The 23,789-nt window shown below is 52.3% G+C and carries 16 protein-coding genes, 2 tRNA genes, 3 rRNA genes and 1 pseudogene; 15 read left to right on the top strand and 7 right to left on the bottom strand.

The window, feature by feature from the left end; translation table 11 throughout:
- Entirely contained in the window at positions 1-1,452 is a 1,452-nt protein-coding gene (gene viaA, locus ACQ29O_RS22390) for an ATPase RavA stimulator ViaA (RefSeq protein ID WP_000956588.1), read from the bottom strand.
- A complete protein-coding gene (gene ravA / locus ACQ29O_RS22385; RefSeq protein ID WP_000940970.1) occupies positions 1,446-2,942 on the bottom strand; it encodes an ATPase RavA in 1,497 nt (498 codons plus the stop codon). Before ravA ends, viaA begins: the two co-directional genes overlap by 7 nt.
- A gap of 343 nt (positions 2,943-3,285) precedes the next feature.
- Between ravA and kup the strand changes: the two genes are divergently transcribed.
- From kup to rbsR, 7 genes are all read left to right on the top strand, one after another.
- A complete protein-coding gene (gene kup, locus ACQ29O_RS22380; protein WP_000102338.1) occupies positions 3,286-5,154 on the top strand; it encodes a low affinity potassium transporter Kup in 1,869 nt (622 codons plus the stop codon).
- Positions 5,155-5,370: 216 nt separating this feature from the next.
- Positions 5,371-5,790, top strand: coding sequence for a D-ribose pyranase (rbsD, locus tag ACQ29O_RS22375; RefSeq protein ID WP_000715944.1), 420 nt, complete (start codon positions 5,371-5,373; stop codon positions 5,788-5,790).
- Between the two features lie 7 nt (positions 5,791-5,797).
- Positions 5,798-7,303 carry a ribose ABC transporter ATP-binding protein RbsA gene (gene rbsA, locus ACQ29O_RS22370; RefSeq protein ID WP_024143628.1) on the top strand — a complete coding sequence of 502 codons (1,506 nt, stop codon included), beginning with the start codon at positions 5,798-5,800 and terminating at the stop codon, positions 7,301-7,303.
- Positions 7,304-7,308: 5 nt separating this feature from the next.
- A complete protein-coding gene (gene rbsC, locus ACQ29O_RS22365; RefSeq protein WP_000211345.1) occupies positions 7,309-8,274 on the top strand; it encodes a ribose ABC transporter permease in 966 nt (321 codons plus the stop codon).
- Between the two features lie 24 nt (positions 8,275-8,298).
- Entirely contained in the window at positions 8,299-9,189 is an 891-nt protein-coding gene (gene rbsB / locus ACQ29O_RS22360) for a ribose ABC transporter substrate-binding protein RbsB (RefSeq protein WP_001056264.1), read from the top strand.
- A gap of 132 nt (positions 9,190-9,321) precedes the next feature.
- The gene (rbsK, locus tag ACQ29O_RS22355; protein WP_000844728.1) at positions 9,322-10,251 is read left to right on the top strand and encodes a ribokinase; all 930 of its coding nucleotides are present in this window, start codon (positions 9,322-9,324) and stop codon (positions 10,249-10,251) included.
- Between the two features lie 3 nt (positions 10,252-10,254).
- The gene (rbsR, locus tag ACQ29O_RS22350) at positions 10,255-11,253 is read left to right on the top strand and encodes a ribose operon transcriptional repressor RbsR (RefSeq protein ID WP_000224486.1); all 999 of its coding nucleotides are present in this window, start codon (positions 10,255-10,257) and stop codon (positions 11,251-11,253) included.
- Here rbsR and mdtD read toward each other — a convergent pair.
- Together mdtD and ACQ29O_RS22340 are read right to left on the bottom strand one after the other, a co-directional pair.
- Positions 11,219-12,641 (bottom strand): annotated as a pseudogene (gene mdtD / locus ACQ29O_RS22345) (multidrug transporter subunit MdtD). The gene rbsR and the pseudogene mdtD sit on opposite strands and share 35 nt — an antisense overlap.
- Positions 12,642-12,652: 11 nt before the next feature.
- Positions 12,653-13,357: a FadR/GntR family transcriptional regulator gene (locus tag ACQ29O_RS22340; RefSeq protein ID WP_001131148.1), complete on the bottom strand. Its 705-nt coding sequence runs from the start codon at positions 13,355-13,357 to the stop codon at positions 12,653-12,655.
- Between the two features lie 483 nt (positions 13,358-13,840).
- Here ACQ29O_RS22340 and ACQ29O_RS22335 point away from each other — a divergent pair.
- The 5 genes from ACQ29O_RS22335 (at position 13,841) to rrf (ending at position 19,198) form a co-directional block, all read left to right on the top strand.
- Positions 13,841-15,382, top strand: a 16S ribosomal RNA gene (locus ACQ29O_RS22335).
- Positions 15,383-15,451: 69 nt separating this feature from the next.
- Positions 15,452-15,528, top strand: a tRNA-Ile gene (locus tag ACQ29O_RS22330).
- A 111-nt stretch (positions 15,529-15,639) separates the two neighbouring features.
- Positions 15,640-15,715, top strand: a tRNA-Ala gene (locus ACQ29O_RS22325).
- A gap of 182 nt (positions 15,716-15,897) precedes the next feature.
- Positions 15,898-18,886, top strand: a 23S ribosomal RNA gene (locus tag ACQ29O_RS22320).
- Between the two features lie 196 nt (positions 18,887-19,082).
- Positions 19,083-19,198 (top strand): 5S ribosomal RNA (gene rrf / locus ACQ29O_RS22315).
- The 16S, 23S and 5S rRNA genes sit together here with 2 tRNA genes alongside, the layout of an rRNA operon.
- Before the next feature lie 302 nt (positions 19,199-19,500).
- Here rrf and mobB read toward each other — a convergent pair.
- Together mobB and mobA are read right to left on the bottom strand one after the other, a co-directional pair.
- Positions 19,501-20,016: a molybdopterin-guanine dinucleotide biosynthesis protein MobB gene (gene mobB / locus ACQ29O_RS22310; protein WP_012543414.1), complete on the bottom strand. Its 516-nt coding sequence runs from the start codon at positions 20,014-20,016 to the stop codon at positions 19,501-19,503.
- A complete protein-coding gene (gene mobA / locus ACQ29O_RS22305) occupies positions 20,013-20,597 on the bottom strand; it encodes a molybdenum cofactor guanylyltransferase MobA (protein WP_001046894.1) in 585 nt (194 codons plus the stop codon). Before mobA ends, mobB begins: the two co-directional genes overlap by 4 nt.
- A 69-nt stretch (positions 20,598-20,666) precedes the next feature.
- Here mobA and ACQ29O_RS22300 point away from each other — a divergent pair, with 69 nt between their 5' ends.
- The 3 genes from ACQ29O_RS22300 (at position 20,667) to dsbA (ending at position 22,639) form a co-directional block, all read left to right on the top strand.
- Positions 20,667-20,936, top strand: a complete 270-nt coding sequence (locus tag ACQ29O_RS22300; RefSeq protein WP_000649861.1) for a YihD family protein — start codon at positions 20,667-20,669, stop codon at positions 20,934-20,936.
- A gap of 76 nt (positions 20,937-21,012) precedes the next feature.
- A complete protein-coding gene (locus tag ACQ29O_RS22295; RefSeq protein ID WP_000999264.1) occupies positions 21,013-21,999 on the top strand; it encodes a serine/threonine protein kinase in 987 nt (328 codons plus the stop codon).
- Positions 22,000-22,015: 16 nt separating this feature from the next.
- Entirely contained in the window at positions 22,016-22,639 is a 624-nt protein-coding gene (gene dsbA, locus ACQ29O_RS22290) for a thiol:disulfide interchange protein DsbA (RefSeq protein WP_000725364.1), read from the top strand.
- A gap of 12 nt (positions 22,640-22,651) precedes the next feature.
- Here the strand turns inward: dsbA and ACQ29O_RS22285 are convergent, their stop codons facing one another.
- The gene (locus ACQ29O_RS22285) at positions 22,652-23,560 is read right to left on the bottom strand and encodes an acyltransferase (protein ID WP_000196894.1); all 909 of its coding nucleotides are present in this window, start codon (positions 23,558-23,560) and stop codon (positions 22,652-22,654) included.
- Positions 23,561-23,789 lie beyond the last annotated feature (229 nt).

Raw genomic sequence — 23,789 nt, 5'->3', positions numbered from 1 at the left:
TTAGCGCCGCCAGCGTCTCAGCAGGCGGCTTCGCATCCCGGTGTCAAAGCGCCAGATATGATCGAAAATGCGCATGATGCCGGGTTTGCCGTGCGCCGACATCGCCACCGCATGGAATCGATGCTGGTGAAGACGCTGCAACTCTCCCACTTTGCTCACCACGTCATCCGGCAAGCGCTGGGCGATAAAATCCGAAATGACCACCGCATCGGCATCAAACCATTCCCGTCCCTGCATTCTTTCAATAATGGCGCGAAAACAGCTGGCGATATCCGTGCCGCCGCGAAAACGTTGACTTAAAAAGCGGATAGCCTGCTCGATACCTTCCGGGCCGGAGAGTTCATAACGCACAACGTCAGTGGAAAACAGCATAATAAAGCAGCGGCGGTTATCCGCCAGCGCAACGCGCATCAACGCCAGGCAGAACGCTTTTGCGCACTGCTCGTTAAATCCTCCCATCGAGCCTGAAGTATCGACGCAGACAATAAACGGTCCGCGCGGCTGCTCGTCGACATCCTGGTGTACTACCGGCCGTTCGGTCACTTTCTCACGCCACGCTTCGCCATGCAGGCGATAGGTGAGGAGCTGTTTTTCCACTAACCGGCGGTAAAATTCATATTCCAGCTCGGTGATGCCGAGCGTCGCCAGCTCTGGCGGCAACAGGCGCAGAATATCATCGCCTTGCTGTATACCGTCAACCTGCTCCGGCACCGTTGCGGGTTCGCGTACCAGTGTACGAAAGGTTTCCATCGGCGCGTCTTTTTTCGGTACCGATTTGGCTTCCCGCGAACGTCCCAGTTGTTCCGCCAGTTGCATTAGCTCCGGCTGGGCGGCGAGAAATTCGCCGTATTTTACGATCAGTTGATAATCACCACGTTTAAGCTGGCCCGCGCTCATATCCCACAGGCGGCCTGCGGCATTATCATTTTCCGCCAGCGTCGGTTCCAGTTGCCCGCTCAGCGTCATCCGTTCCTGAACGTCACTCAGCAACTGCTCGCGCTCTTCTTCCAGTAGTTGCTGATTTAACGTGGTGGCCTGCACGACCAGACTTAACCGCCAGCGTTGCAAAAAAAGCGTGTGTAGCGCAGGGGTAAAGGTACTGTTGCTCTCCGTCAACTGCTTCGCCTGCGCGGCATACGGTGAATGCAGGCGGTGAAGCAACGCCAGTATTTGCGGCAGTTGCACGATGAACTGTGGGGTAGAGAGAAGTTGGCTTTGCTGATAACACATGACCTCTTCCGTGAGTTCCGGCGGAACGCGTGCGTCTTTAAGACGGCTGCGTAGCGCTTCCCGCCAGCGCGGGAGATCGGCGGTCACGGCGTTTTTTAAACGCGGAAACTTTTCAAAGAAAATGACCAGTTGTGGGGAAGCCAGTAGCGCGAGGATCATCTCTTCGACCATTCCCTCTTCGCTGACGGCCAGCATGGTATTTAGCGTATCCAGCGTCAGCATTGTTGCGCCTGGCGGATCTGTTCTCCTACATCCTGCAGGCTGGCCTCAATGCGCCCTAACCAGTCGCTGTGAATAAACAGGCAATGTTGCTGCTCGCTGAAGCGAGTATGCTGCTGGCGCCAGTCGTTTTCTAACGTTTCCAGCTGCTGTTTGATCTCCGCAGGCATACTGTCTTCAGCCGCTCCCGGTAACGCCAGACGGGTACCTTGTAGACTGATGTCGCGCACCACCAGATGTTGAGCGTTATCGACTTCCATATTCAGCGTTTGGGCAAAGCCGATCCCGTTCAGTTTGCCGCGGATCTCGCCGCCTTTGGTCAGCCAAAGTTCCAGCGCGCTGCGGTCAAAGGTAATATGGATCACTTCCATATCATGCAGTTTTAGCGGTTTTTGTAGCAATAACGTCAACGTTGACGCACTGGCTTCCGGCGGTAAAGTGTAATGCGGGCGGCGGCTGAACATACCGCCTTCTTTAATGACGGTGAAGGCGGTTTTATCGCTTTGCTGTTGCTGCAACTGGAGGCGGCGCTGGACAATACCGCCGAGGCGAGTCAGCATGGCCTGCTGCTGCCAGGCGTGTCCGGTCATCAATATTTCCAGTTGCTGTTGCATGAGATTCAGACTCTGCGCGTCATACCACAAGCAATCTTTTAGCAGGATAAGGTCAATCGGCGCAACCGCGTCACGTCCGCTAAAGAAGGCGCTGGCCTGTAACAGGCGGATGGCTTTCTTCCAGCGACGGTCGGAGACATAAGGCGCATTCGGCAAATTATCCAGCTGTTGGCGCAGAGTAAATATCAGCTCAAAGACCGGATCAGGCAGTGAAATCGCGCCGATATCTTTTTGCCACTGTTGATATTCTTCGTCGCTTACCTGTAACGAGGCGGGGACCGGGTTATCACTCTCATCCTGCTGACTAACCAGCATGGAGCGGAAATTGGCTTTATCCTGAACTTTATCCAGCCACAGACGAATCAACATTCGGTCGTACAAGGCTTCCAGGCTGCTGTCCGCTTCGGGCAGTTCGTTAGAGGCCGCCACCAGCAGCCGCATCGGAATTTTTTCCTCAAATGCGCCGTTGCGGAAATGGCGTTCGTTAATGGCGGTCAGCAATGTGTTCAGGATAGCGGGCCCGGCTTTCCAGATTTCATCCAGAAAAACGATTTCGGCTTCGGGAAGGTAGCCGGTCGTTAAGCGTTCATAGCGACCTTCATCTTTCAGCGCCTGAATAGAGAGCGGGCCAAAAACCTCTTCCGGCGTGGAAAAGCGTGTCATCAGATATTCAAAAGCGCGGGCGCGCTGGAAAGCAAACTTCAGGCGGCGGGCAATCAGACTCTTGGCGATACCGGGCGGGCCCAACAAAAAGACGCTCTCACCGCTTAACGCCGCCAGTAGGCAAAGGCGTATGGCATGACTACGTTCATACAGTCCCTTCTCAAGGGCGCAGCTCAGACGGGAAATTCTTTCCGCTAATAAATGTGGGTGAGCCATAATAAAGAGGTGTCCTTTCGACAAATGGATCATGCTAATTGCGAGTATAGACGTTTCACCACCGGGGCTATAATCGTCTGACGCGCTGTTTATTTTTCTTTGAGCCAGGTTAATCTGGCTTCATTTAGGGGTACGATTTTATGATTAATCGTGCATACTGTGCGCTTTTTTGTGGGCCAAGGGACTAAGCACACATTTCATATCTATACACTCATTCAAACTACATCAAGGCGGCAAAGGAGTGAATCCCCTGGCACTGACTTAAACGTGTGACTGGGGTAAGCGAATGCAGCCGACAAGGAGGTAGCGTGAAGGGTGACGTGTATAAACGAAAGATGAGTCTATGAGCACTGATAATAAGCAATCGTTGCCTGCGATTACCCTCGCAGCTATTGGGGTTGTCTACGGTGATATTGGTACCAGCCCGCTTTATACGCTTCGTGAATGTTTGTCCGGTCAGTTTGGTTTTGGCGTTGAACGAGATGCCGTGTTTGGTTTTCTGTCGCTGATCTTCTGGCTACTCATCTTTGTGGTTTCCATCAAATATCTCACCTTCGTGATGCGCGCCGATAACGCGGGTGAAGGTGGAATTTTGACGCTGATGTCGCTTGCCGGGCGTAATACCTCGGCGCGCACCACATCCATGTTAGTTATCATGGGACTGATAGGCGGCAGCTTTTTCTATGGCGAAGTGGTCATTACGCCGGCGATTTCGGTGATGTCGGCGATTGAAGGCCTGGAGATTGTCGCGCCGCAGCTGGACACCTGGATTGTCCCGCTCTCCATTATTGTGCTGACTCTGTTGTTTATGATTCAGAAGCACGGTACGGGAATGGTAGGGAAACTCTTTGCGCCGATCATGCTGACCTGGTTTTTAATCCTGGCGGTACTTGGCCTGCGCAGTATTATCGCCAATCCCGAAGTGTTACATGCGCTGAATCCTGTCTGGGCGGTACGTTTTTTCCTTGAATATAAAACCGTATCATTTATTGCGTTGGGCGCGGTGGTGCTGTCGATTACCGGCGTAGAGGCGTTGTACGCCGATATGGGACACTTCGGTAAGTTCCCGATTCGCCTGGCGTGGTTTACCGTGGTATTGCCGTCGTTAGTACTGAACTACTTTGGTCAGGGCGCATTGCTACTTAAGCATCCGGAAGCGATTAAAAACCCCTTCTTCCTGTTGGCGCCGGACTGGGCGTTAATTCCGCTGCTGATTCTGGCCGCGCTGGCGACGGTGATCGCCTCCCAGGCGGTCATTTCCGGCGTCTTTTCGCTGACGCGTCAGGCCGTGCGTCTTGGCTATTTGTCGCCAATGCGCATTATCCATACCTCCGAGATGGAGTCCGGTCAGATCTATATCCCTTTCGTTAACTGGCTGCTTTATTTCGCGGTCGTGGTTGTTATTGTTAGCTTTGAGCACTCCAGCAACCTGGCGGCGGCCTATGGTATCGCCGTGACCGGCACGATGGTGCTGACGTCTATTCTTTCTACGACCGTGGCGCGTAAGAACTGGCACTGGAACAAATATTTTGTCGCGCTGATCCTCATCGCATTCCTGTGCGTGGATATCCCGCTGTTCTCGGCTAACCTCGATAAATTGTTGTCCGGCGGTTGGCTGCCGCTGAGCCTGGGTCTGATCATGTTCACGATCATGACCACCTGGAAGAGCGAGCGTTTCCGTCTGTTGCGTCGTATGCATGAACACGGTAATTCGCTGGAAGCGATGATTGCTTCGCTGGAGAAGTCACCGCCGGTTCGGGTGCCGGGTACTGCCGTATACATGTCGCGCGCGCTCAGTGTGATCCCTTTTGCTTTATTGCATAACCTGAAGCACAACAAAGTGTTGCATGAGCGCGTAATCTTACTGACGTTGCGTACAGAAGATGCGCCATATGTGCATAACGTTCGCCGGGTGCAGATTGAGCAGTTGTCTCCGACATTCTGGCGCGTGGTGGCTAGCTACGGCTGGCGCGAAACGCCAAACGTTGAAGAGGTGTTCCACCGCTGCGGTCTGGAAGGGCTTAGCTGTCGGATGATGGAAACGTCGTTCTTTATGTCGCACGAGTCGTTGATTGTCGGCAAACGCCCGTGGTATTTGCGTCTGCGTGGCAAGCTGTATTTGTTGTTGCAACGCAACGCCCTGCGCGCGCCGGATCAGTTCGAGATCCCGCCTAACCGCGTGATTGAGTTAGGTACGCAGGTCGAGATTTAACCTCCCATCAACATGCCGGGGGCCGCGTTGGCTTACCCGGCCTGACCAATCCGTAGATTCCCACAAGATAATCGCCTGATGGCGATTATCTTCACCTGATTTCCGCTAGCGAAACGTTTCGACGGCGATCACAATTCTGTTACGTCATGATGGTTTTATGAACACATCCAGGGTTACACTGCGGCCAGAGAAACGTTTCGCTAGTGGAGCAGAAAAATGAAGAAAGGCACCGTACTCAACTCTGAAATCTCGTCGGTCATTTCCCGTCTGGGGCATACTGATACTCTGGTGGTCTGTGATGCGGGTTTACCCATCCCGAATAGCACCGCGCGTATCGATATGGCACTAACCCAGGGCGTACCTTCTTTTATGCAGGTGGTGGATGTCGTGACCCGGGAAATGCAGGTTGAGGCGGCGATTCTTGCAACGGAAATCAAACAACAGAATCCGCAGCTCCACGAAACGTTGCTCACTCACCTTGAGCAACTGCAGCAACACCAGGGAAACACCATAAAAATTAGTTATACGACACACGAACAATTCAAAAAATTGACTGCAGACAGTCAGGCGGTGATTCGCAGCGGGGAGTGTTCCCCGTATGCGAACGTCATTCTTTGCGCTGGCGTTACGTTCTGAGGCCGCTATGGACGCATTACTGCAACTCAAAGGGATCGATAAAGCGTTCCCCGGCGTGAAGGCTCTCTCCGGCGCCGCGTTAAACGTTTATCCTGGCCGCGTTATGGCGCTGGTGGGGGAAAACGGCGCCGGAAAATCCACCATGATGAAAGTATTAACCGGCATCTATACGCGAGATGCGGGATCGTTGTTATGGCTGGGTAAAGAGACCACCTTTAATGGGCCTAAATCGTCTCAGGAAGCCGGGATCGGCATTATTCATCAGGAACTGAACCTGATTCCGCAGTTGACCATTGCGGAAAACATCTTCCTGGGCCGTGAGTTTGTGAATCGCTTTGGCAAAATCGACTGGAAAAAGATGTATGCCGAAGCCGACCACCTCTTAGCCAAACTCAATCTGCGTTTTAAGAGCGATAAGCTGGTGGGCGAACTCTCTATCGGCGATCAGAAAATGGTGGAAATCGCCAAAGTGCTGAGCTTCGAATCCAAAGTCATCATTATGGATGAACCGGCCGATGCGCTGACCGACACTGAAACCGACTCTCTGTTCCGCGTTATCCGCGAATTAAAATCGCAGGGGCGCGGCATTGTCTATATCTCCCACCGTATGAAAGAGATCTTCGAAATTTGCGATGACGTGACGGTCTTCCGCGATGGGCAATTTATCGCCGAGCGTGAAGTGGCCACGTTGACCGAAGATTCTCTTATCGAAATGATGGTGGGACGTAAGTTGGAAGATCAGTACCCGCATCTGGATAACGCGCCGGGTGAGATTCGCCTGAAGGTCGATAATCTGTGCGGACCGGGCGTGAATGATGTCTCTTTTGTGCTGCGAAAAGGCGAGATCCTTGGCATCTCCGGCCTGATGGGCGCCGGTCGCACCGAGCTGATGAAAGTATTGTACGGCGCGATGCCGCGAACCAGCGGTTACGTGACGCTTGATGGACACGAAGTGGTGACGCGTTCTCCGCAGGACGGACTGGCCAATGGCATCGTTTATATCTCTGAAGACCGTAAGCGCGATGGACTGGTGCTCGGCATGTCAGTTAAAGAGAATATGTCGCTGACGGCGCTGGACTATTTCAGCCGCGCTGGCGGATGCCTGAAACACAAAGATGAGCAGCAGGCGGTGGGGGATTTTATCCGTCTGTTCAATGTCAAGACGCCGTCAATGGAACAGGCGATAGGCCTGCTTTCTGGCGGTAATCAGCAAAAAGTGGCGATTGCCCGCGGGTTGATGACGCGCCCGAAAGTGCTCATTCTCGACGAGCCGACCCGCGGCGTGGACGTCGGCGCCAAGAAAGAGATTTATCAGCTTATCAACCAGTTTAAGGCCGACGGCCTGAGCATCATTCTGGTCTCATCTGAGATGCCAGAAGTATTAGGCATGAGCGATCGCATCATCGTCATGCATGAAGGGCATCTCAGCGGTGAATTTACTCGCGAGCAGGCCACCCAGGAAGTGTTAATGGCTGCCGCAGTGGGCAAGCTTAATCGCGTGAATCAGGAGTAAAAAAGATGACAACCCAGGCTGTTTCTGGTCGCCGTTATTTCACTAAAGCGTGGCTTCTTGAGCAGAAGTCGCTCATTGCCCTGCTGGTGTTGATCGCGATTGTTTCGACGTTGAGCCCCAACTTTTTTACCGTTAATAATCTGTTCAATATTCTTCAACAGACCTCCGTCAACGCCATTATGGCGGTGGGGATGACGTTGGTGATTCTGACATCGGGGATCGATCTGTCCGTCGGTTCCCTGCTGGCGCTCACCGGCGCGGTTGCCGCTTCAATCGTCGGCGTTGAAGTGAATGCGCTGGTCGCGGTTGCCGCCGCGCTGGCGCTGGGCGCTGCGATTGGCGCCGTCACTGGCGTTATCGTCGCGAAAGGCCGCGTACAGGCGTTTATCGCTACGCTGGTGATGATGCTGCTACTGCGCGGTGTAACGATGGTTTACACCGACGGTAGCCCGGTCAACACCGGCTTTACCGATAACGCCGATCTGTTTGGCTGGTTCGGTATCGGCCGTCCGCTGGGCGTTCCTACGCCGGTCTGGATCATGGCTATCGTCTTTATCGCCGCCTGGTATATGCTGCATCACACCCGTCTAGGACGCTATATCTACGCGCTGGGCGGTAACGAAGCGGCGACGCGCCTGTCTGGCATTAGCGTGAGCAAAGTGAAAATTATCGTCTATTCACTTTGCGGCCTGACAGCGTCGCTGGCGGGCATCATTGAAGTGGCGCGCCTCTCTTCCGCGCAGCCGACGGCGGGTACCGGCTATGAGCTGGATGCTATTGCCGCCGTGGTGCTGGGCGGCACCAGCCTTGCAGGCGGTAAAGGACGCATTGTTGGGACATTGATCGGCGCATTGATTCTCGGCTTCCTTAATAATGGTTTGAATTTGTTAGGTGTTTCCTCCTATTACCAGATGATCGTCAAAGCGGTGGTGATTTTGCTGGCGGTACTGGTAGACAACAAAAAGCAGTAACAACGACTACAGGACATCTGAAATATGAACATGAAAAAACTGGCTACCCTGGTATCTGCTGTTGCGCTGAGCGCCACCGTGAGCGCGAATGCAATGGCGAAGGACACCATTGCGCTGGTGATCTCTACCCTCAATAATCCCTTCTTCGTGTCGTTAAAAGACGGGGCGCAAAAAGAGGCGGATAAACTGGGTTATAACCTGGTGGTGCTGGACTCCCAGAACAACCCTGCCAAAGAGCTGGCGAACGTGCAGGATTTAACCGTTCGCGGGACCAAAATTTTGCTGATCAACCCGACTGACTCCGATGCGGTGGGTAACGCGGTGAAGATGGCTAACCAGGCGAAGATTCCGGTTATCACGCTTGACCGCCAGGCAACCAAAGGCGATGTCGTCAGCCATATCGCGTCTGATAACGTGCTGGGCGGTAAGATCGCTGGCGACTATATCGCGAAAAAAGCTGGCGAAGGCGCCAGAGTGATTGAGTTGCAAGGCATTGCCGGAACATCTGCGGCGCGTGAGCGTGGCGAAGGTTTCCAGCAGGCGGTAGCCGCCCACAAATTTAATGTCCTGGCCAGCCAGCCTGCCGATTTCGACCGTACTAAGGGTCTGAACGTCATGCAGAACCTGCTGACCGCGCATCCGGATGTTCAGGCTGTCTTCGCCCAGAACGATGAAATGGCGCTGGGCGCACTGCGCGCGCTGCAAACTGCCGGTAAAGCAGATGTGATGGTGGTTGGATTTGACGGTACGCCGGATGGCGAAAAGGCCGTAAAAGATGGCAAACTGGCAGCGACTATCGCTCAGTTACCGGATCAAATCGGCGCCAAAGGCGTTGAAGTGGCGGATAAGGTGCTGAAAGGCGAAAAAGTTCAGGCCAAATATCCGGTTGACCTGAAACTGGTCATCAAGCAGTAATAAACGACACGGGTCAACTATGGCCTGATGGCGACAGAAATACGCGAGCCTCCGCTGAGGTGAACGTAAAAAAAGAAAAGCAGGGCACGCGCCACCCTAACCGGTGGCGCACTTTGACGTGGAACCCCGAATATGAAAACCGCAGGTAATCTCATCGTCCTTGGCAGCATTAATGCCGATCATATCCTTAATCTTGAGTCCTTCCCTACCCCGGGTGAAACGGTAACCGGTAGCCATTATCAGGTCGCGTTTGGCGGGAAAGGCGCGAATCAGGCGGTTGCTGCGGGACGTAGCGGGGCAAATATTGCGTTTATCGCCTGCACGGGCGATGACGATATTGGCGACAGTATTCGTAAACAATTAGTCAGCGATCGTATTGATATCGCGCCAGTTAGCGTTATTAAAGGCGAGTCTACCGGGGTGGCGCTGATTTTCGTTAACGGCGAAGGCGAGAACGTCATCGGTATTCATGCCGGAGCGAATGCCGCGTTATCGCCGGCGTTGGTTGATGCGCAACGTGAACGTATCGCGCAGGCGGATGCGTTACTGATGCAGCTGGAATCGCCGCTGGAAAGCGTACTGGCGGCGGCGAAAATCGCCCATCAACATCATACTACTGTTGCGCTGAACCCGGCGCCTGCCCGTGAGCTACCGGATGAACTGCTGGCGCTGGTGGACATCATCACGCCAAATGAAACGGAAGCTGAAAAGCTGACGGGCGTGCGTGTGGAAAATGACGACGATGCCGCGAAAGCTGCGCAGGTTTTGCATGATAAAGGCATTCGAACCGTATTAATTACCTTAGGAAGCCGTGGCGTCTGGGCCAGCGTAGACGGCGAGGGCCGCCGCGTTCCTGGATTTAGCGTTGAGGCTGTCGATACCATTGCCGCCGGAGATACGTTTAACGGCGCCTTTATCACCGCGATACTGGAGGAGACGCCGTTGCCGGAAGCGATTCGCTTTGCCCATGCCGCCGCCGCGATTGCCGTAACGCGTAAAGGCGCGCAACCTTCCGTTCCGTGGCGCGAAGAGATAGAAGCGTTTTTACATCAGCAGGGGTAACGCTTGGCTACTATGAAAGATGTTGCCCGCCTGGCGGGAGTCTCTACATCGACGGTCTCTCACGTTATTAACAAAGATCGCTTTGTGAGTGAGACGATTACTGAAAAAGTTGAAGCGGCGATTAAATCACTTAACTATGCGCCTTCCGCGCTGGCGCGAAGCCTCAAGTTAAACCAGACCCGCACGATTGGTATGCTAATTACCGCCAGTACCAACCCTTTTTATTCCGAACTGGTGCTCGGCGTTGAGCGAAGCTGTTTTGAGCGCGGTTATAGTCTGGTGCTGTGCAATACCGAAGGCGACGAGCAACGGATGAACCGCAACCTGGAGACGCTGATGCAAAAACGGGTAGACGGTTTACTGCTGCTGTGTACCGAAACGCATCAGCCTTCTCGTGAAATCATGGAGCGTTATCCGTCTATTCCTACCGTCATGATGGACTGGTCGCCGTTTGATGGTGAGGGCGATAGCGATCTCATTCAGGATAATTCGTTGTTAGGCGGTGATCTTGCCACCCAACACCTTATCGATAAAGGATTTACCCGAATAGCCTGTATTACCGGCCCGCTGGACAAAACGCCAGCGCGTTTGCGGCTGGAAGGGTATCGGGCGGCGATGAAACGCGCAGGGCTGGCTATTCCGCAAGGCTATGAGATCACCGGCGATTTTGAATTTGGCGGCGGCTTTGACGCCATGCAGGCGTTACTCGCCCATCAACAGCGACCGCAAGCGGTTTTTACCGGAAACGATGCGATGGCTGTCGGCGCCTATCAGGCGCTATATCAGGCGGGGCTTCGTATCCCGCAGGATATGGCAGTCATTGGCTATGATGATATTGAGCTGGCGCGCTATATGACGCCGCCGCTGACGACTATCCATCAGCCGAAAGATGAATTGGGCGAGCTGGCTATTGATGTGTTGATTCATCGGATGGCGCAGCCCGCCTTGCAACAACAGCGACTTCAGCTTACTCCGGTTTTGACGGTGCGTGGGTCGGTTTAGATTTATGCCGTTCTTTAATCAGATTGTTGCCGTCTTTGGCTCTTAGCAGCATAAACATCAGCGCGGACACGATAGTGATCGCCCCCATCGTGATAAAGGTATAGTGGAACTGTTCCACGGTACTGGTGCCCGCAAAACCTTCATAAATACGTAACACCGCCGCGCTGATCGCCACGCCTAAACTGATAGACAATTGCTGCGTAACCGCCAGAACGCTGTTGCCGCTGCTGGCGTTATCGTCTGTCAGATCCGCAAGAGTAATCGTATTCATTGCCGTAAATTGAGTGGACATCGCCATTCCAAGAATGAATAGCGGCAGTACGAGCATCCAGATCGGCATGGCGGGAGATTGAAACGAAAACTGGGCAATCATCAGACCGATAAATACCGTAATGCCGACCAGAGTCTTCCGGTATCCCAAACGTCGTAAAACCTGCGTTACGGTCGATTTCGCGATAATAGAACCCAAAGCCGTCGGCGCCATCATGCAGCCGGCGATCAGAGCCGGGTAGCCAAAACCAACCTGTAGCATTAACGGCATCAAAAAAGGTACGCAGCCTGTCCCCAGACGCGTGGCGAGGTTGCCGGCAATACCGACGGAAAATGTGCGTGTCTTAAACAGCGATAGTGATATTAACGGTGTCGGATGACGGCGGGCGTGGCGGATATAGGCCAATAGTAGAACGATACTGCAAAAAATAATGGCGGATGCGATCCATGTCGCCACAATCTTTTCGCCAAACAGTTCCATTCCGCTGGAAAATAAAACCAGACTTAACCCAAAAAGAAAGAAGCCGGTCATGTCAAACTTGCGACGCGGCGTGGTGAAGTTGGGCATATATTTGCGGGCATACAGAATGCCTGCAACACCAATGGGAATATTAATCAGGAAGATCCAGTGCCAGCTTGCCCAGGTCACCAGTACGCCGCCTAATATCGGCCCCAGAATCGGCCTACCAGCCCCGGCATAGTGACAAAGTTAAGAACGGGCAGCAGCTCACTACGCGGATAGGCTCGCAATAACGCCAGCCGCGCCACTGGCATCATCATCGCTCCGCCGACGCCTTGTACGACGCGAAAAATAACCAATTCAGATAGTGAACTGGAGAGCGCGCAGGCCAGCGAGCCTAACGTAAACAGACTTACGGCAACCATAAAAACGCGACGCGTACCAAAGCGGTCAGCCAGCCGCTTACCGGAATTAACATAGCTACTGTCAGGGTATAACTGATAATAGCGGACTGCATGGCGAGTGGTGAACGGTTAAGACTATGCACAATAGCCGGTAAAGCGGTATTCAAAATGGTGGCGTCTAGCGCCTGCATAAAGAAGGCCATCGCCGCGATCCACGGCAGGCCAGCCATACTGCGCGCTTTTTTGCTGGTCATTCAATATCCTGTTAATTATCTGGTCTCTCATTGGGCGCTATTAACAACGCCTGGCAGGCCTGGAAAGCGCGTTCGCCGTCGCCATCAGCGATGGCATCAACAATGGCCTGGTGCAAATCCAGCTTTACCACCTCGTTATAGGTGATTGAGGTAAAGTAAGTGTGATAAACCGAATGAAATAGCGTCGCAAAAGAGATTAGAAAGGGATTGGCGCTCATTTCGTAGATATGCTCGTGCCACGCCATATCCACTTCAATCCAGCGTTCACGCTTAAAATGCTTTTTCAGCGCGACCATCTCTTCCATTAAGGCATTAAGCCGCGCTTTCTGCTCCGGTGTGCCAAGAGTCGCCGCCAGCAGGCAGGCTTGCGGCTCCAGGCTAATACGCATCACCAGAAAATGCTCTACCACCTGATGAAAATTTTCTTCCGTCATCCACCAGGTCAGCAGCTCTTGATCCAGAAAGTTCCAGTTTCCCTGCGGCATCACCCGCGTACCAATGCGCGGACGAGGTAGCACCATACCTTTAGCCGTCAACGTTTTCACCGCTTCGCGAACTGCCGTTCGACTTACGCCGTACTGCTCGCCCAGTTCTATTTCGCCGGGAAGAATAGTACCGGGGGCGTAGTCACCCTTTAATATCCGCTGCGCCAGCTTTTCAGCCAGAACATAGGATAGATTTTTCTGTGCGGCTAATTGTTGTGCGCTTAAAGGCATGAATGTTCTTCCTTTCTCTTTCGTTTGGTTATTAGTATGCCACCTGGAAGTGTGATTGCAGTTGCAATAACGGCAATTTGCTTATTTTATGGCACGTTAAGCACGCTATTGATGAAAAAAGAGACACTCAGAAAATTATTTTAAATTTCCTCTTGTCAGGCAGAAATAACTCCCTATAATGCGCCACCACTGACACGGAACAACGGCACACAGGCCGCCGGGTCAGCGGGGTTCAGACCAGAACCTCACGGAGAAAAGCGAAAATAAACGCTTGACTCTGAAGCGGGAAAGCGTAATATACGCCACCTCGCGACGGTGAGCTGAAAGCCGCGTCGCACCTGCTCTTTAACAATTTATCAGACAATCTGTGTGGGCACTCGAAGATACGGATTCTTGACGTCCTCGGACGAAAAATGAATACCAAGTCTCAAGAGTGAACACGTAATTCATTACGAAGTTTAATTCATTGAGCATCAAACTTTTAAATTGAAGAGTTTGATCATGGCTCAGATTGAACGCTGGCGGCAGGCCTAACACATGCAAGTCGAACGGTAACAGGAAGCAGCTTGCTGCTTTGCTGACGAGTGGCGGACGGGTGAGTAATGTCTGGGAAACTGCCTGATGGAGGGGGATAACTACTGGAAACGGTGGCTAATACCGCATAACGTCGCAAGACCAAAGAGGGGGACCTTCGGGCCTCTTGCCATCAGATGTGCCCAGATGGGATTAGCTTGTTGGTGAGGTAACGGCTCACCAAGGCGACGATCCCTAGCTGGTCTGAGAGGATGACCAGCCACACTGGAACTGAGACACGGTCCAGACTCCTACGGGAGGCAGCAGTGGGGAATATTGCACAATGGGCGCAAGCCTGATGCAGCCATGCCGCGTGTATGAAGAAGGCCTTCGGGTTGTAAAGTACTTTCAGCGGGGAGGAAGGTGTTGTGGTTAATAACCGCAGCAATTGACGTTACCCGCAGAAGAAGCACCGGCTAACTCCGTGCCAGCAGCCGCGGTAATACGGAGGGTGCAAGCGTTAATCGGAATTACTGGGCGTAAAGCGCACGCAGGCGGTCTGTCAAGTCGGATGTGAAATCCCCGGGCTCAACCTGGGAACTGCATTCGAAACTGGCAGGCTTGAGTCTTGTAGAGGGGGGTAGAATTCCAGGTGTAGCGGTGAAATGCGTAGAGATCTGGAGGAATACCGGTGGCGAAGGCGGCCCCCTGGACAAAGACTGACGCTCAGGTGCGAAAGCGTGGGGAGCAAACAGGATTAGATACCCTGGTAGTCCACGCCGTAAACGATGTCTACTTGGAGGTTGTGCCCTTGAGGCGTGGCTTCCGGAGCTAACGCGTTAAGTAGACCGCCTGGGGAGTACGGCCGCAAGGTTAAAACTCAAATGAATTGACGGGGGCCCGCACAAGCGGTGGAGCATGTGGTTTAATTCGATGCAACGCGAAGAACCTTACCTGGTCTTGACATCCACAGAAGAATCCAGAGATGGATTTGTGCCTTCGGGAACTGTGAGACAGGTGCTGCATGGCTGTCGTCAGCTCGTGTTGTGAAATGTTGGGTTAAGTCCCGCAACGAGCGCAACCCTTATCCTTTGTTGCCAGCGATTAGGTCGGGAACTCAAAGGAGACTGCCAGTGATAAACTGGAGGAAGGTGGGGATGACGTCAAGTCATCATGGCCCTTACGACCAGGGCTACACACGTGCTACAATGGCGCATACAAAGAGAAGCGACCTCGCGAGAGCAAGCGGACCTCATAAAGTGCGTCGTAGTCCGGATTGGAGTCTGCAACTCGACTCCATGAAGTCGGAATCGCTAGTAATCGTGGATCAGAATGCCACGGTGAATACGTTCCCGGGCCTTGTACACACCGCCCGTCACACCATGGGAGTGGGTTGCAAAAGAAGTAGGTAGCTTAACCTTCGGGAGGGCGCTTACCACTTTGTGATTCATGACTGGGGTGAAGTCGTAACAAGGTAACCGTAGGGGAACCTGCGGTTGGATCACCTCCTTACCTGAAAGAAGCGTACTTTGCAGTGCTCACACAGATTGTCTGATGAAAAACGAGCAGTAAAACCTCTACAGGCTTGTAGCTCAGGTGGTTAGAGCGCACCCCTGATAAGGGTGAGGTCGGTGGTTCAAGTCCACTCAGGCCTACCAAATTTTCCCTGAATACTGCGTTGTGAAATAACTCACATACTGATGTATGCTTCGTTATTCCACGCCTTGTCTCAGGAAAAATTATCGGTAAAGAGGTTCTGACTACACGATGGGGCTATAGCTCAGCTGGGAGAGCGCCTGCTTTGCACGCAGGAGGTCTGCGGTTCGATCCCGCATAGCTCCACCATCTCGTGAGTGTTTACGAAAAAATACTTCAGAGTGTACCTGAAAGGGTTCACTGCGAAGTTTTGCTCTTTAAAAATCTGGATCAAGCTGAAAATTGAAACACAGAACAACGAAAGTTGTTCGTGAGTCTCTCAAATTTTCGCAACACGATGATGAATCGTAAGAAACATCTTCGGGTTGTGAGGTTAAGCGACTAAGCGTACACGGTGGATGCCCTGGCAGTCAGAGGCGATGAAGGGCGTGCTAATCTGCGATAAGCGCCGGTAAGGTGATATGAACCGTTATAACCGGCGATACCCGAATGGGGAAACCCAGTGTGATTCGTCACACTATCATTAACTGAATCCATAGGTTAATGAGGCGAACCGGGGGAACTGAAACATCTAAGTACCCCGAGGAAAAGAAATCAACCGAGATTCCCCCAGTAGCGGCGAGCGAACGGGGAGGAGCCCAGAGCCTGAATCAGCATGTGTGTTAGTGGAAGCGTCTGGAAAGGCGCGCGATACAGGGTGACAGCCCCGTACACAAAAGCGCATGTGCTGTGAGCTCGATGAGTAGGGCGGGACACGTGGTATCCTGTCTGAATATGGGGGGACCATCCTCCAAGGCTAAATACTCCTGACTGACCGATAGTGAACCAGTACCGTGAGGGAAAGGCGAAAAGAACCCCGGCGAGGGGAGTGAAAAAGAACCTGAAACCGTGTACGTACAAGCAGTGGGAGCACAGGTTTACCTGTGTGACTGCGTACCTTTTGTATAATGGGTCAGCGACTTATATTCTGTAGCAAGGTTAACCGAATAGGGGAGCCGGAGGGAAACCGAGTCTTAACCGGGCGTTAAGTTGCAGGGTATAGACCCGAAACCCGGTGATCTAGCCATGGGCAGGTTGAAGGTTGGGTAACACTAACTGGAGGACCGAACCGACTAATGTTGAAAAATTAGCGGATGACCTGTGGCTGGGGGTGAAAGGCCAATCAAACCGGGAGATAGCTGGTTCTCCCCGAAAGCTATTTAGGTAGCGCCTCGTGAATTCATCTCCGGGGGTAGAGCACTGTTTCGGCTAGGGGGCCATCCCGGCTTACCAACCCGATGCAAACTGCGAATACCGGAGAATGTTATCACGGGAGACACACGGCGGGTGCTAACGTCCGTCGTGAAGAGGGAAACAACCCAGACCGCCAGCTAAGGTCCCAAAGTCATGGTTAAGTGGGAAACGATGTGGGAAGGCCCAGACAGCCAGGATGTTGGCTTAGAAGCAGCCATCATTTAAAGAAAGCGTAATAGCTCACTGGTCGAGTCGGCCTGCGCGGAAGATGTAACGGGGCTAAACCATGCACCGAAGCTGCGGCAGCGAACGTATCACTTAAAGCGATTCAGCGGGTTACGATTGACGGAGCGAAGCGACGTCAAAGCGTATACAAAGTCGAGTCGGTTTAAGGATACGTTCGTTGGGTAGGGGAGCGTTCTGTAAGCCTGCGAAGGTGGCCTGTGAGGGTTGCTGGAGGTATCAGAAGTGCGAATGCTGACATAAGTAACGATAAAGCGGGTGAAAAGCCCGCTCGCCGGAAGACCAAGGGTTCCTGTCCAACGTTAATCGGGGCAGGGTGAGTCGACCCCTAAGGCGAGGCCGAAAGGCGTAGTCGATGGGAAACGGGTTAATATTCCCGTACTTGGTGTTACTGCGAAGGGGGGACGGAGAAGGCTATGTTGGCCGGGCGACGGTTGTCCCGGTTTAAGCGTGTAGGTGTGTGTTCCAGGTAAATCCGGTTCACTTTAACACTGAGGCGTGATGACGAGGCACTACGGTGCTGAAGTAACAAATGCCCTGCTTCCAGGAAAAGCCTCTAAGCATCAGGTAACATCAAATCGTACCCCAAACCGACACAGGTGGTCAGGTAGAGAATACCAAGGCGCTTGAGAGAACTCGGGTGAAGGAACTAGGCAAAATGGTGCCGTAACTTCGGGAGAAGGCACGCTGACACGTAGGTGAAGTGATTTACTCACGGAGCTGAAGTCAGTCGAAGATACCAGCTGGCTGCAACTGTTTATTAAAAACACAGCACTGTGCAAACACGAAAGTGGACGTATACGGTGTGACGCCTGCCCGGTGCCGGAAGGTTAATTGATGGGGTCAGCGCAAGCGAAGCTCCTGATCGAAGCCCCGGTAAACGGCGGCCGTAACTATAACGGTCCTAAGGTAGCGAAATTCCTTGTCGGGTAAGTTCCGACCTGCACGAATGGCGTAATGATGGCCAGGCTGTCTCCACCCGAGACTCAGTGAAATTGAACTCGCTGTGAAGATGCAGTGTACCCGCGGCAAGACGGAAAGACCCCGTGAACCTTTACTATAGCTTGACACTGAACATTGAGCCTTGATGTGTAGGATAGGTGGGAGGCTTTGAAGTGTGGACGCCAGTCTGCATGGAGCCGACCTTGAAATACCACCCTTTAATGTTTGATGTTCTAACGTGGACCCGTTACCCGGGTTACGGACAGTGTCTGGTGGGTAGTTTGACTGGGGCGGTCTCCTCCTAAAGAGTAACGGAGGAGCACGAAGGTTGGCTAATCCTGGTCGGACATCAGGAGGTTAGTGCAATGGCATAAGCCAGCTTGACTGCGAGCGTGACGGCGCGAGCAGGTGCGAAAGCAGGTCATAGTGATCCGGTGGTTCTGAATGGAAGGGCCATCGCTCAACGGATAAAAGGTACTCCGGGGATAACAGGCTGATACCGCCCAAGAGTTCATATCGACGGCGGTGTTTGGCACCTCGATGTCGGCTCATCACATCCTGGGGCTGAAGCAGGTCCCAAGGGTATGGCTGTTCGCCATTTAAAGTGGTACGCGAGCTGGGTTTAGAACGTCGTGAGACAGTTCGGTCCCTATCTGCCGTGGGCGCTGGAGAACTGAGGGGGGCTGCTCCTAGTACGAGAGGACCGGAGTGGACGCATCACTGGTGTTCGGGTTGTCATGCCAATGGCACTGCCCGGTAGCTAAATGCGGAAGAGATAAGTGCTGAAAGCATCTAAGCACGAAACTTGCCCCGAGATGAGTTCTCCCTGAGACTTAGAGTCTCCTGAAGGAACGTTGAAGACGACGACGTTGATAGGCCGGGTGTGTAAGCGCAGCGATGCGTTGAGCTAACCGGTACTAATGAACCGTGAGGCTTAACCTTACAACGCCGAAGATGTTTTGGCGGATGAGAGACGATTTTCAGCAGTGATTCAGAGTTGAGTACGCAATAATTTGCGCAGCAGCAAGGCGGCAAGCGAAGGAAAGGAAGGAGCATACAGAAGTATGTGACTGAGTTTACGAGCGCAGGCAACGCCGCTGATGCGATAAAGAATTGCGTACAGAGCACAAAGAATTTGCCTGGCGGCAGTAGCGCGGTGGTCCCACCTGACCCCATGCCGAACTCAGAAGTGAAACGCCGTAGCGCCGATGGTAGTGTGGGGTCTCCCCATGCGAGAGTAGGGAACTGCCAGGCATCAAATAAAACGAAGGGCCCTGTCGGAAGACAGGGCCTTTTGTTTTATCTGTAGTCTGTCGGTGAGCACTCTCCTGAGGAGGAGAAATCCGCCGGGAGCGGATTTGAACGTTGCGCAGCAACGGCCCGTAGGGTGGCGGGCAGGACGCCCGCCATAAACTGCCAGGCATCAATTTAGTGAAGAAGCCCATCCGTCAGGATGGGCTTTTTTGCGTGTGCGGTAACTGTAAAAATGTAGGCCTGATAAGCGCAGCGCCATCAGGCAACCGGCACCGCCGGATGGCGGCTCCGCCTTATTCGGCCTACAAGGAACGTGCTTTCTCTAACCACCGCAAAATGAAGGCAGAAATCTGCGATACATCATTAAGATCCAAAACGGGTACCGCTACGGCAAGTGGAATATCACTGGCAACTGCAATAACATGCTCATCAAGAATTAATTCTTCCTCGCTGTGCCCACATCCCTGACGAAAAAGTAAGATCTTCGCAACTGCCTCGTGTTTAAACCCTTCTACCAGCACCATATCCAGCTTTGATGCATCCATCCGGCTCACCAGCCATGCCAGATCCAACTCTTCTTGCCCCGGCGTTTCAGTCATTAACGCCCAGCGCTGCTGACTGGCAACCAGCGTCTGTGCCGCCCCGGCTTTACGCAGCTCGTAGCTATCTTTACCCGGTTTATCGACATCCATATCATGATGGGTATGCTTAATCAGCCCTGGCCGAATTCCATGCTCACAAAGTGCTGGGATCAGTTTTTTCAGCAGTGTTGTTTTTCCCGTGCCGCTCCATGCGGCAATGGCGAGTAGCGGTATCATGGTCTCTTTTGCCATTGCGCGAGTTCCTCCGGCGTGTTGACGTTCACAAATGCCTCCTTACAATCGCTGAAATCAACGGCGTGTCCGCCTACCTGGCGCATAAAAATCATTACCCGCCGCTCGCCTGCTTGCAAATAAGCTGTCAACTGGGGCTCAACGGCACGATTAATCAACGCGATCGTTGGATGATCGCGCTCTCCATCATGAACCCAAACCACGGGTGCGCCATGACGCTGCGCTGCTAAACGATCGACCAGGTTGTGGGGGATACAGGGATTGTCACAGGGACAAAACAGAAACCAGTCGCTTGCTACCTGCTGAAAAACGGAAAGCATACCCGCCAGCGGACCGGGAAAGTCAGCGATTGAATCCGGAATGACTTTCAGGCCGCTGGCCTGGTAGATATCCAGATGGCGATTAGCACTAATGACGACCGTTGCAAGTTGTGGCGCGAGCGCGTCGGCAACGTGTCGCCAGAGCGGTTTCCCGTTCAGTTCAAGCAGACCTTTATCCGCACCTCCCATCCGCCGGGCTTTACCGCCTGCCAGCACCACGCCGGTTATTACTTCATCCAGATTCACCGATATCGCCTCTTTTATTGTGGGATTGACCCTGCTACCGTGTCTGTATCAAGAATAAGGAGCACAGCTATGAAATGTAAACGCCTGAATGAAGTCATTGAACTCCTCCAGCCAGTCTGGCAGAAAGAGCCTGATCTTAATCTGACGCAATTTTTGCAGAAACTGGCGAAAGAGTCAGGTTTTGACGGCAAACTGGAAGATTTAACTGATGATATCCTGATCTACCATCTGAAAATGCGCGATTCCGCCAAAGACGCCGCCATTCCAGGGATTCAAAAAGACTATGAAGAGGACTTTAAAACGGCGCTTTTACGCGCCCGCGGCGTTATTAAAGAGTAAAACCTTGTAAGCGGCGCCACCGAAATCGCCACGAAATGATATCCTGAATCATTCGTAGTATTTTCCGGATGATGGGATGAACGACAACGCTTTTACTTTCCAGACGCTACACCCGGAAACCATCATGGATGCGCTGTTTGAACAGGGGATCAGGGTGGATTCCGGGCTGACTCCACTAAACAGTTATGAAAACCGCGTCTATCAGTTTCAGGATGAAGACCGTCGACGTTTTGTCGTTAAGTTTTATCGTCCTGAACGCTGGTCTGTTGATCAAATTCGGGAAGAACACCAATTCGCGCTTGAACTGGTGAAGGATGAGGTTCCGGTTGCTGCTCCGCTCGCGTTTAATGGCCAGACACTGTTAGCGCATCAGGGCTATCATTATGCCATTTTCCCCAGCGTAGGCGGTCGTCAGTTTGAAGCAGATAATATCGATCAGATGGAGGCGGTAGGGCGTTATCTTGGTCGATTGCATCAGACGGGGCGAAAACGTCCTTTCACTTTCCGGCCTGACATTGGGCTTGCAGAGTATCTTTTTGAACCTCGCCAGGTATTCGAAGATGCCGCACTGATTCCCTCCGGGCAAAAAGCGGCTTTCCTGAAAGCCACTGATACTCTACTGTCTGCAGTTACCGAATGCTGGCGCACCGATTTCGCCACGCTGCGATTGCACGGCGATTGTCATGCCGGCAACATTCTATGGCGTGATGGACCGCTGTTTGTCGATTTAGATGATGCCCGTAACGGTCCGGCGATACAGGATTTATGGATGCTGCTGAACGGCGACAAAGCAGAACAGCGAATGCAGCTTGAAACCATTATTGAAGCTTATGAAGAAGTTAGTGAGTTCGATACGGCTGAAATTGGTCTCATTGAACCTTTACGCGCCATGCGTTTAGTTTATTATCTTGCCTGGTTGATTCGTCGTTGGGGCGATCCTGCGTTTCCAAAAAACTTTCCCTGGTTAACAGGGGAAGATTACTGGCAGCGACAGACAACGACTTTTATTGAGCAGACTAAAATTTTGCACGAACCCCCTTTACAATTAACGCCAATGTATTAATCGGAGAGAGTTGATCATGAAAAAGATTTGGCTGGCGCTGGCTGGTATGGTTTTAGCTTTTAGCGCCTCGGCAGCACAGATCAGCGACGGTAAACAGTATATCACGCTGGATAAACCGGTCGCTGGCGAACCCCAGGTACTGGAGTTTTTCTCCTTCTACTGCCCACATTGTTATCAGTTTGAAGAAGTGCTTCATGTGTCTGACAATGTGAAGAAAAAGCTGCCGGAAGGCACCAAAATGACCAAGTACCACGTTGAGTTCCTGGGGCCGTTGGGCAAGGAGCTCACCCAGGCATGGGCGGTGGCGATGGCGTTGGGTGTAGAAGATAAAGTCACGGTCCCGCTGTTTGAAGCCGTACAGAAAACCCAGACAGTACAATCTGCCGCGGATATCCGTAAAGTGTTCGTTGATGCGGGCGTCAAAGGCGAAGATTACGATGCGGCATGGAACAGCTTCGTGGTGAAATCACTGGTTGCGCAACAGGAGAAAGCCGCGGCTGACTTGCAACTGCAGGGCGTTCCGGCGATGTTCGTCAATGGCAAATACCAGATTAACCCACAAGGCATGGATACCAGCAGCATGGATGTTTTTGTTCAGCAGTATGCTGATACCGTGAAATATTTGGTTGATAAAAAATAAAAAGAACGCCGGTCACTGACCGGCGTTTTTATAAGATGTTTTAATCTCTTCTATCTGTATATCTTTCTTATCCCACAGCGTATTAAGCCAACGTTGAAAACGGCGTTTGAATGTTTTGTCGTTCACGTAATCGCCGTGCAGTTCTTCATTTATGGGTTCCAGTTGCACCCGAACAACAATACGCGTCAGCCTACCGCTTAGCATATCGTAGAAAGGGTGGCGATCGTTGTTTGGGTAACACAACGTAATATTAAGCAGCTTATCGAACTGTGAGCCTAAAACGTTAATCGCCATTGCAATACCGGCTGCTTTTGGCGGCAACAGATGTTGATAAGGTGAATGCGTTTGCTGACGTTTCTCATGCGTAAATCGCGAGCCTTCAACAAAGTTAACGATAGTGGTGGGATACCGACGAAACTTTTCGCAAGAGCGACGAGTTGTTTCAACATCTTTGCCGCGTCGATCGGGGTGGCGGAGCAGGTAGCTACGGGAGTAGCGCTTCATAAACGGCATATCTAATGCCCAGCACGCCAAGCCAATGAACGGTACCCAGGCCAATTGCTGTTTAAGAAAGTACTTATTCATTGGGATATGCTTGCGGAACAGAACGCAAAGCACAACGATATCGGCCCAGCTGCGATGATTACAAATCAGTAAATACCAATTTTTCTTGCTCAGCCCTTCTAACCCTTCTACATCCCATTGCAAGTGCGGATTAAGGCGTAACAGCGCTGCAAGACCAGCACACCAGCAATACATCATGAAATTGCAGAAAATGGAGACCTTGCGCCAGATACAGGGAACAGGCAAAAGGAGCTTTACCATACCGGCAACGATGATCGGTACTGAGCAAACAATAGTGACCAGGATGGTCAATACGATACTCAATGGGAGCGTGATAGCCGCGAGTATTCTCGTCATAATAAATTATTCAAAAGTTAGCCATAAACGGTGCGCGAAAAGGGCGCAAGAGGCTGATTCTATCAGAAAACGATGCTAATGATGGCGCTGAGTGAAATAGAAACACTCGTAACAACTATCCACATTATGATAACGGCATGAATCAGATAATCAGAAAAACGTGATGTTAACAACTCATTGAAAATAATGGTTAATTATTAAGATGAGAAGGCTATCGCGCTGATTTTAA

It is taken from the genome of Salmonella sp. GDC200615 (assembly GCF_050574145.1).
Lineage (GTDB): Bacteria > Pseudomonadota > Gammaproteobacteria > Enterobacterales > Enterobacteriaceae > Salmonella > Salmonella enterica.
This window is presented reverse-complemented; position numbering and strand designations above follow the sequence as displayed.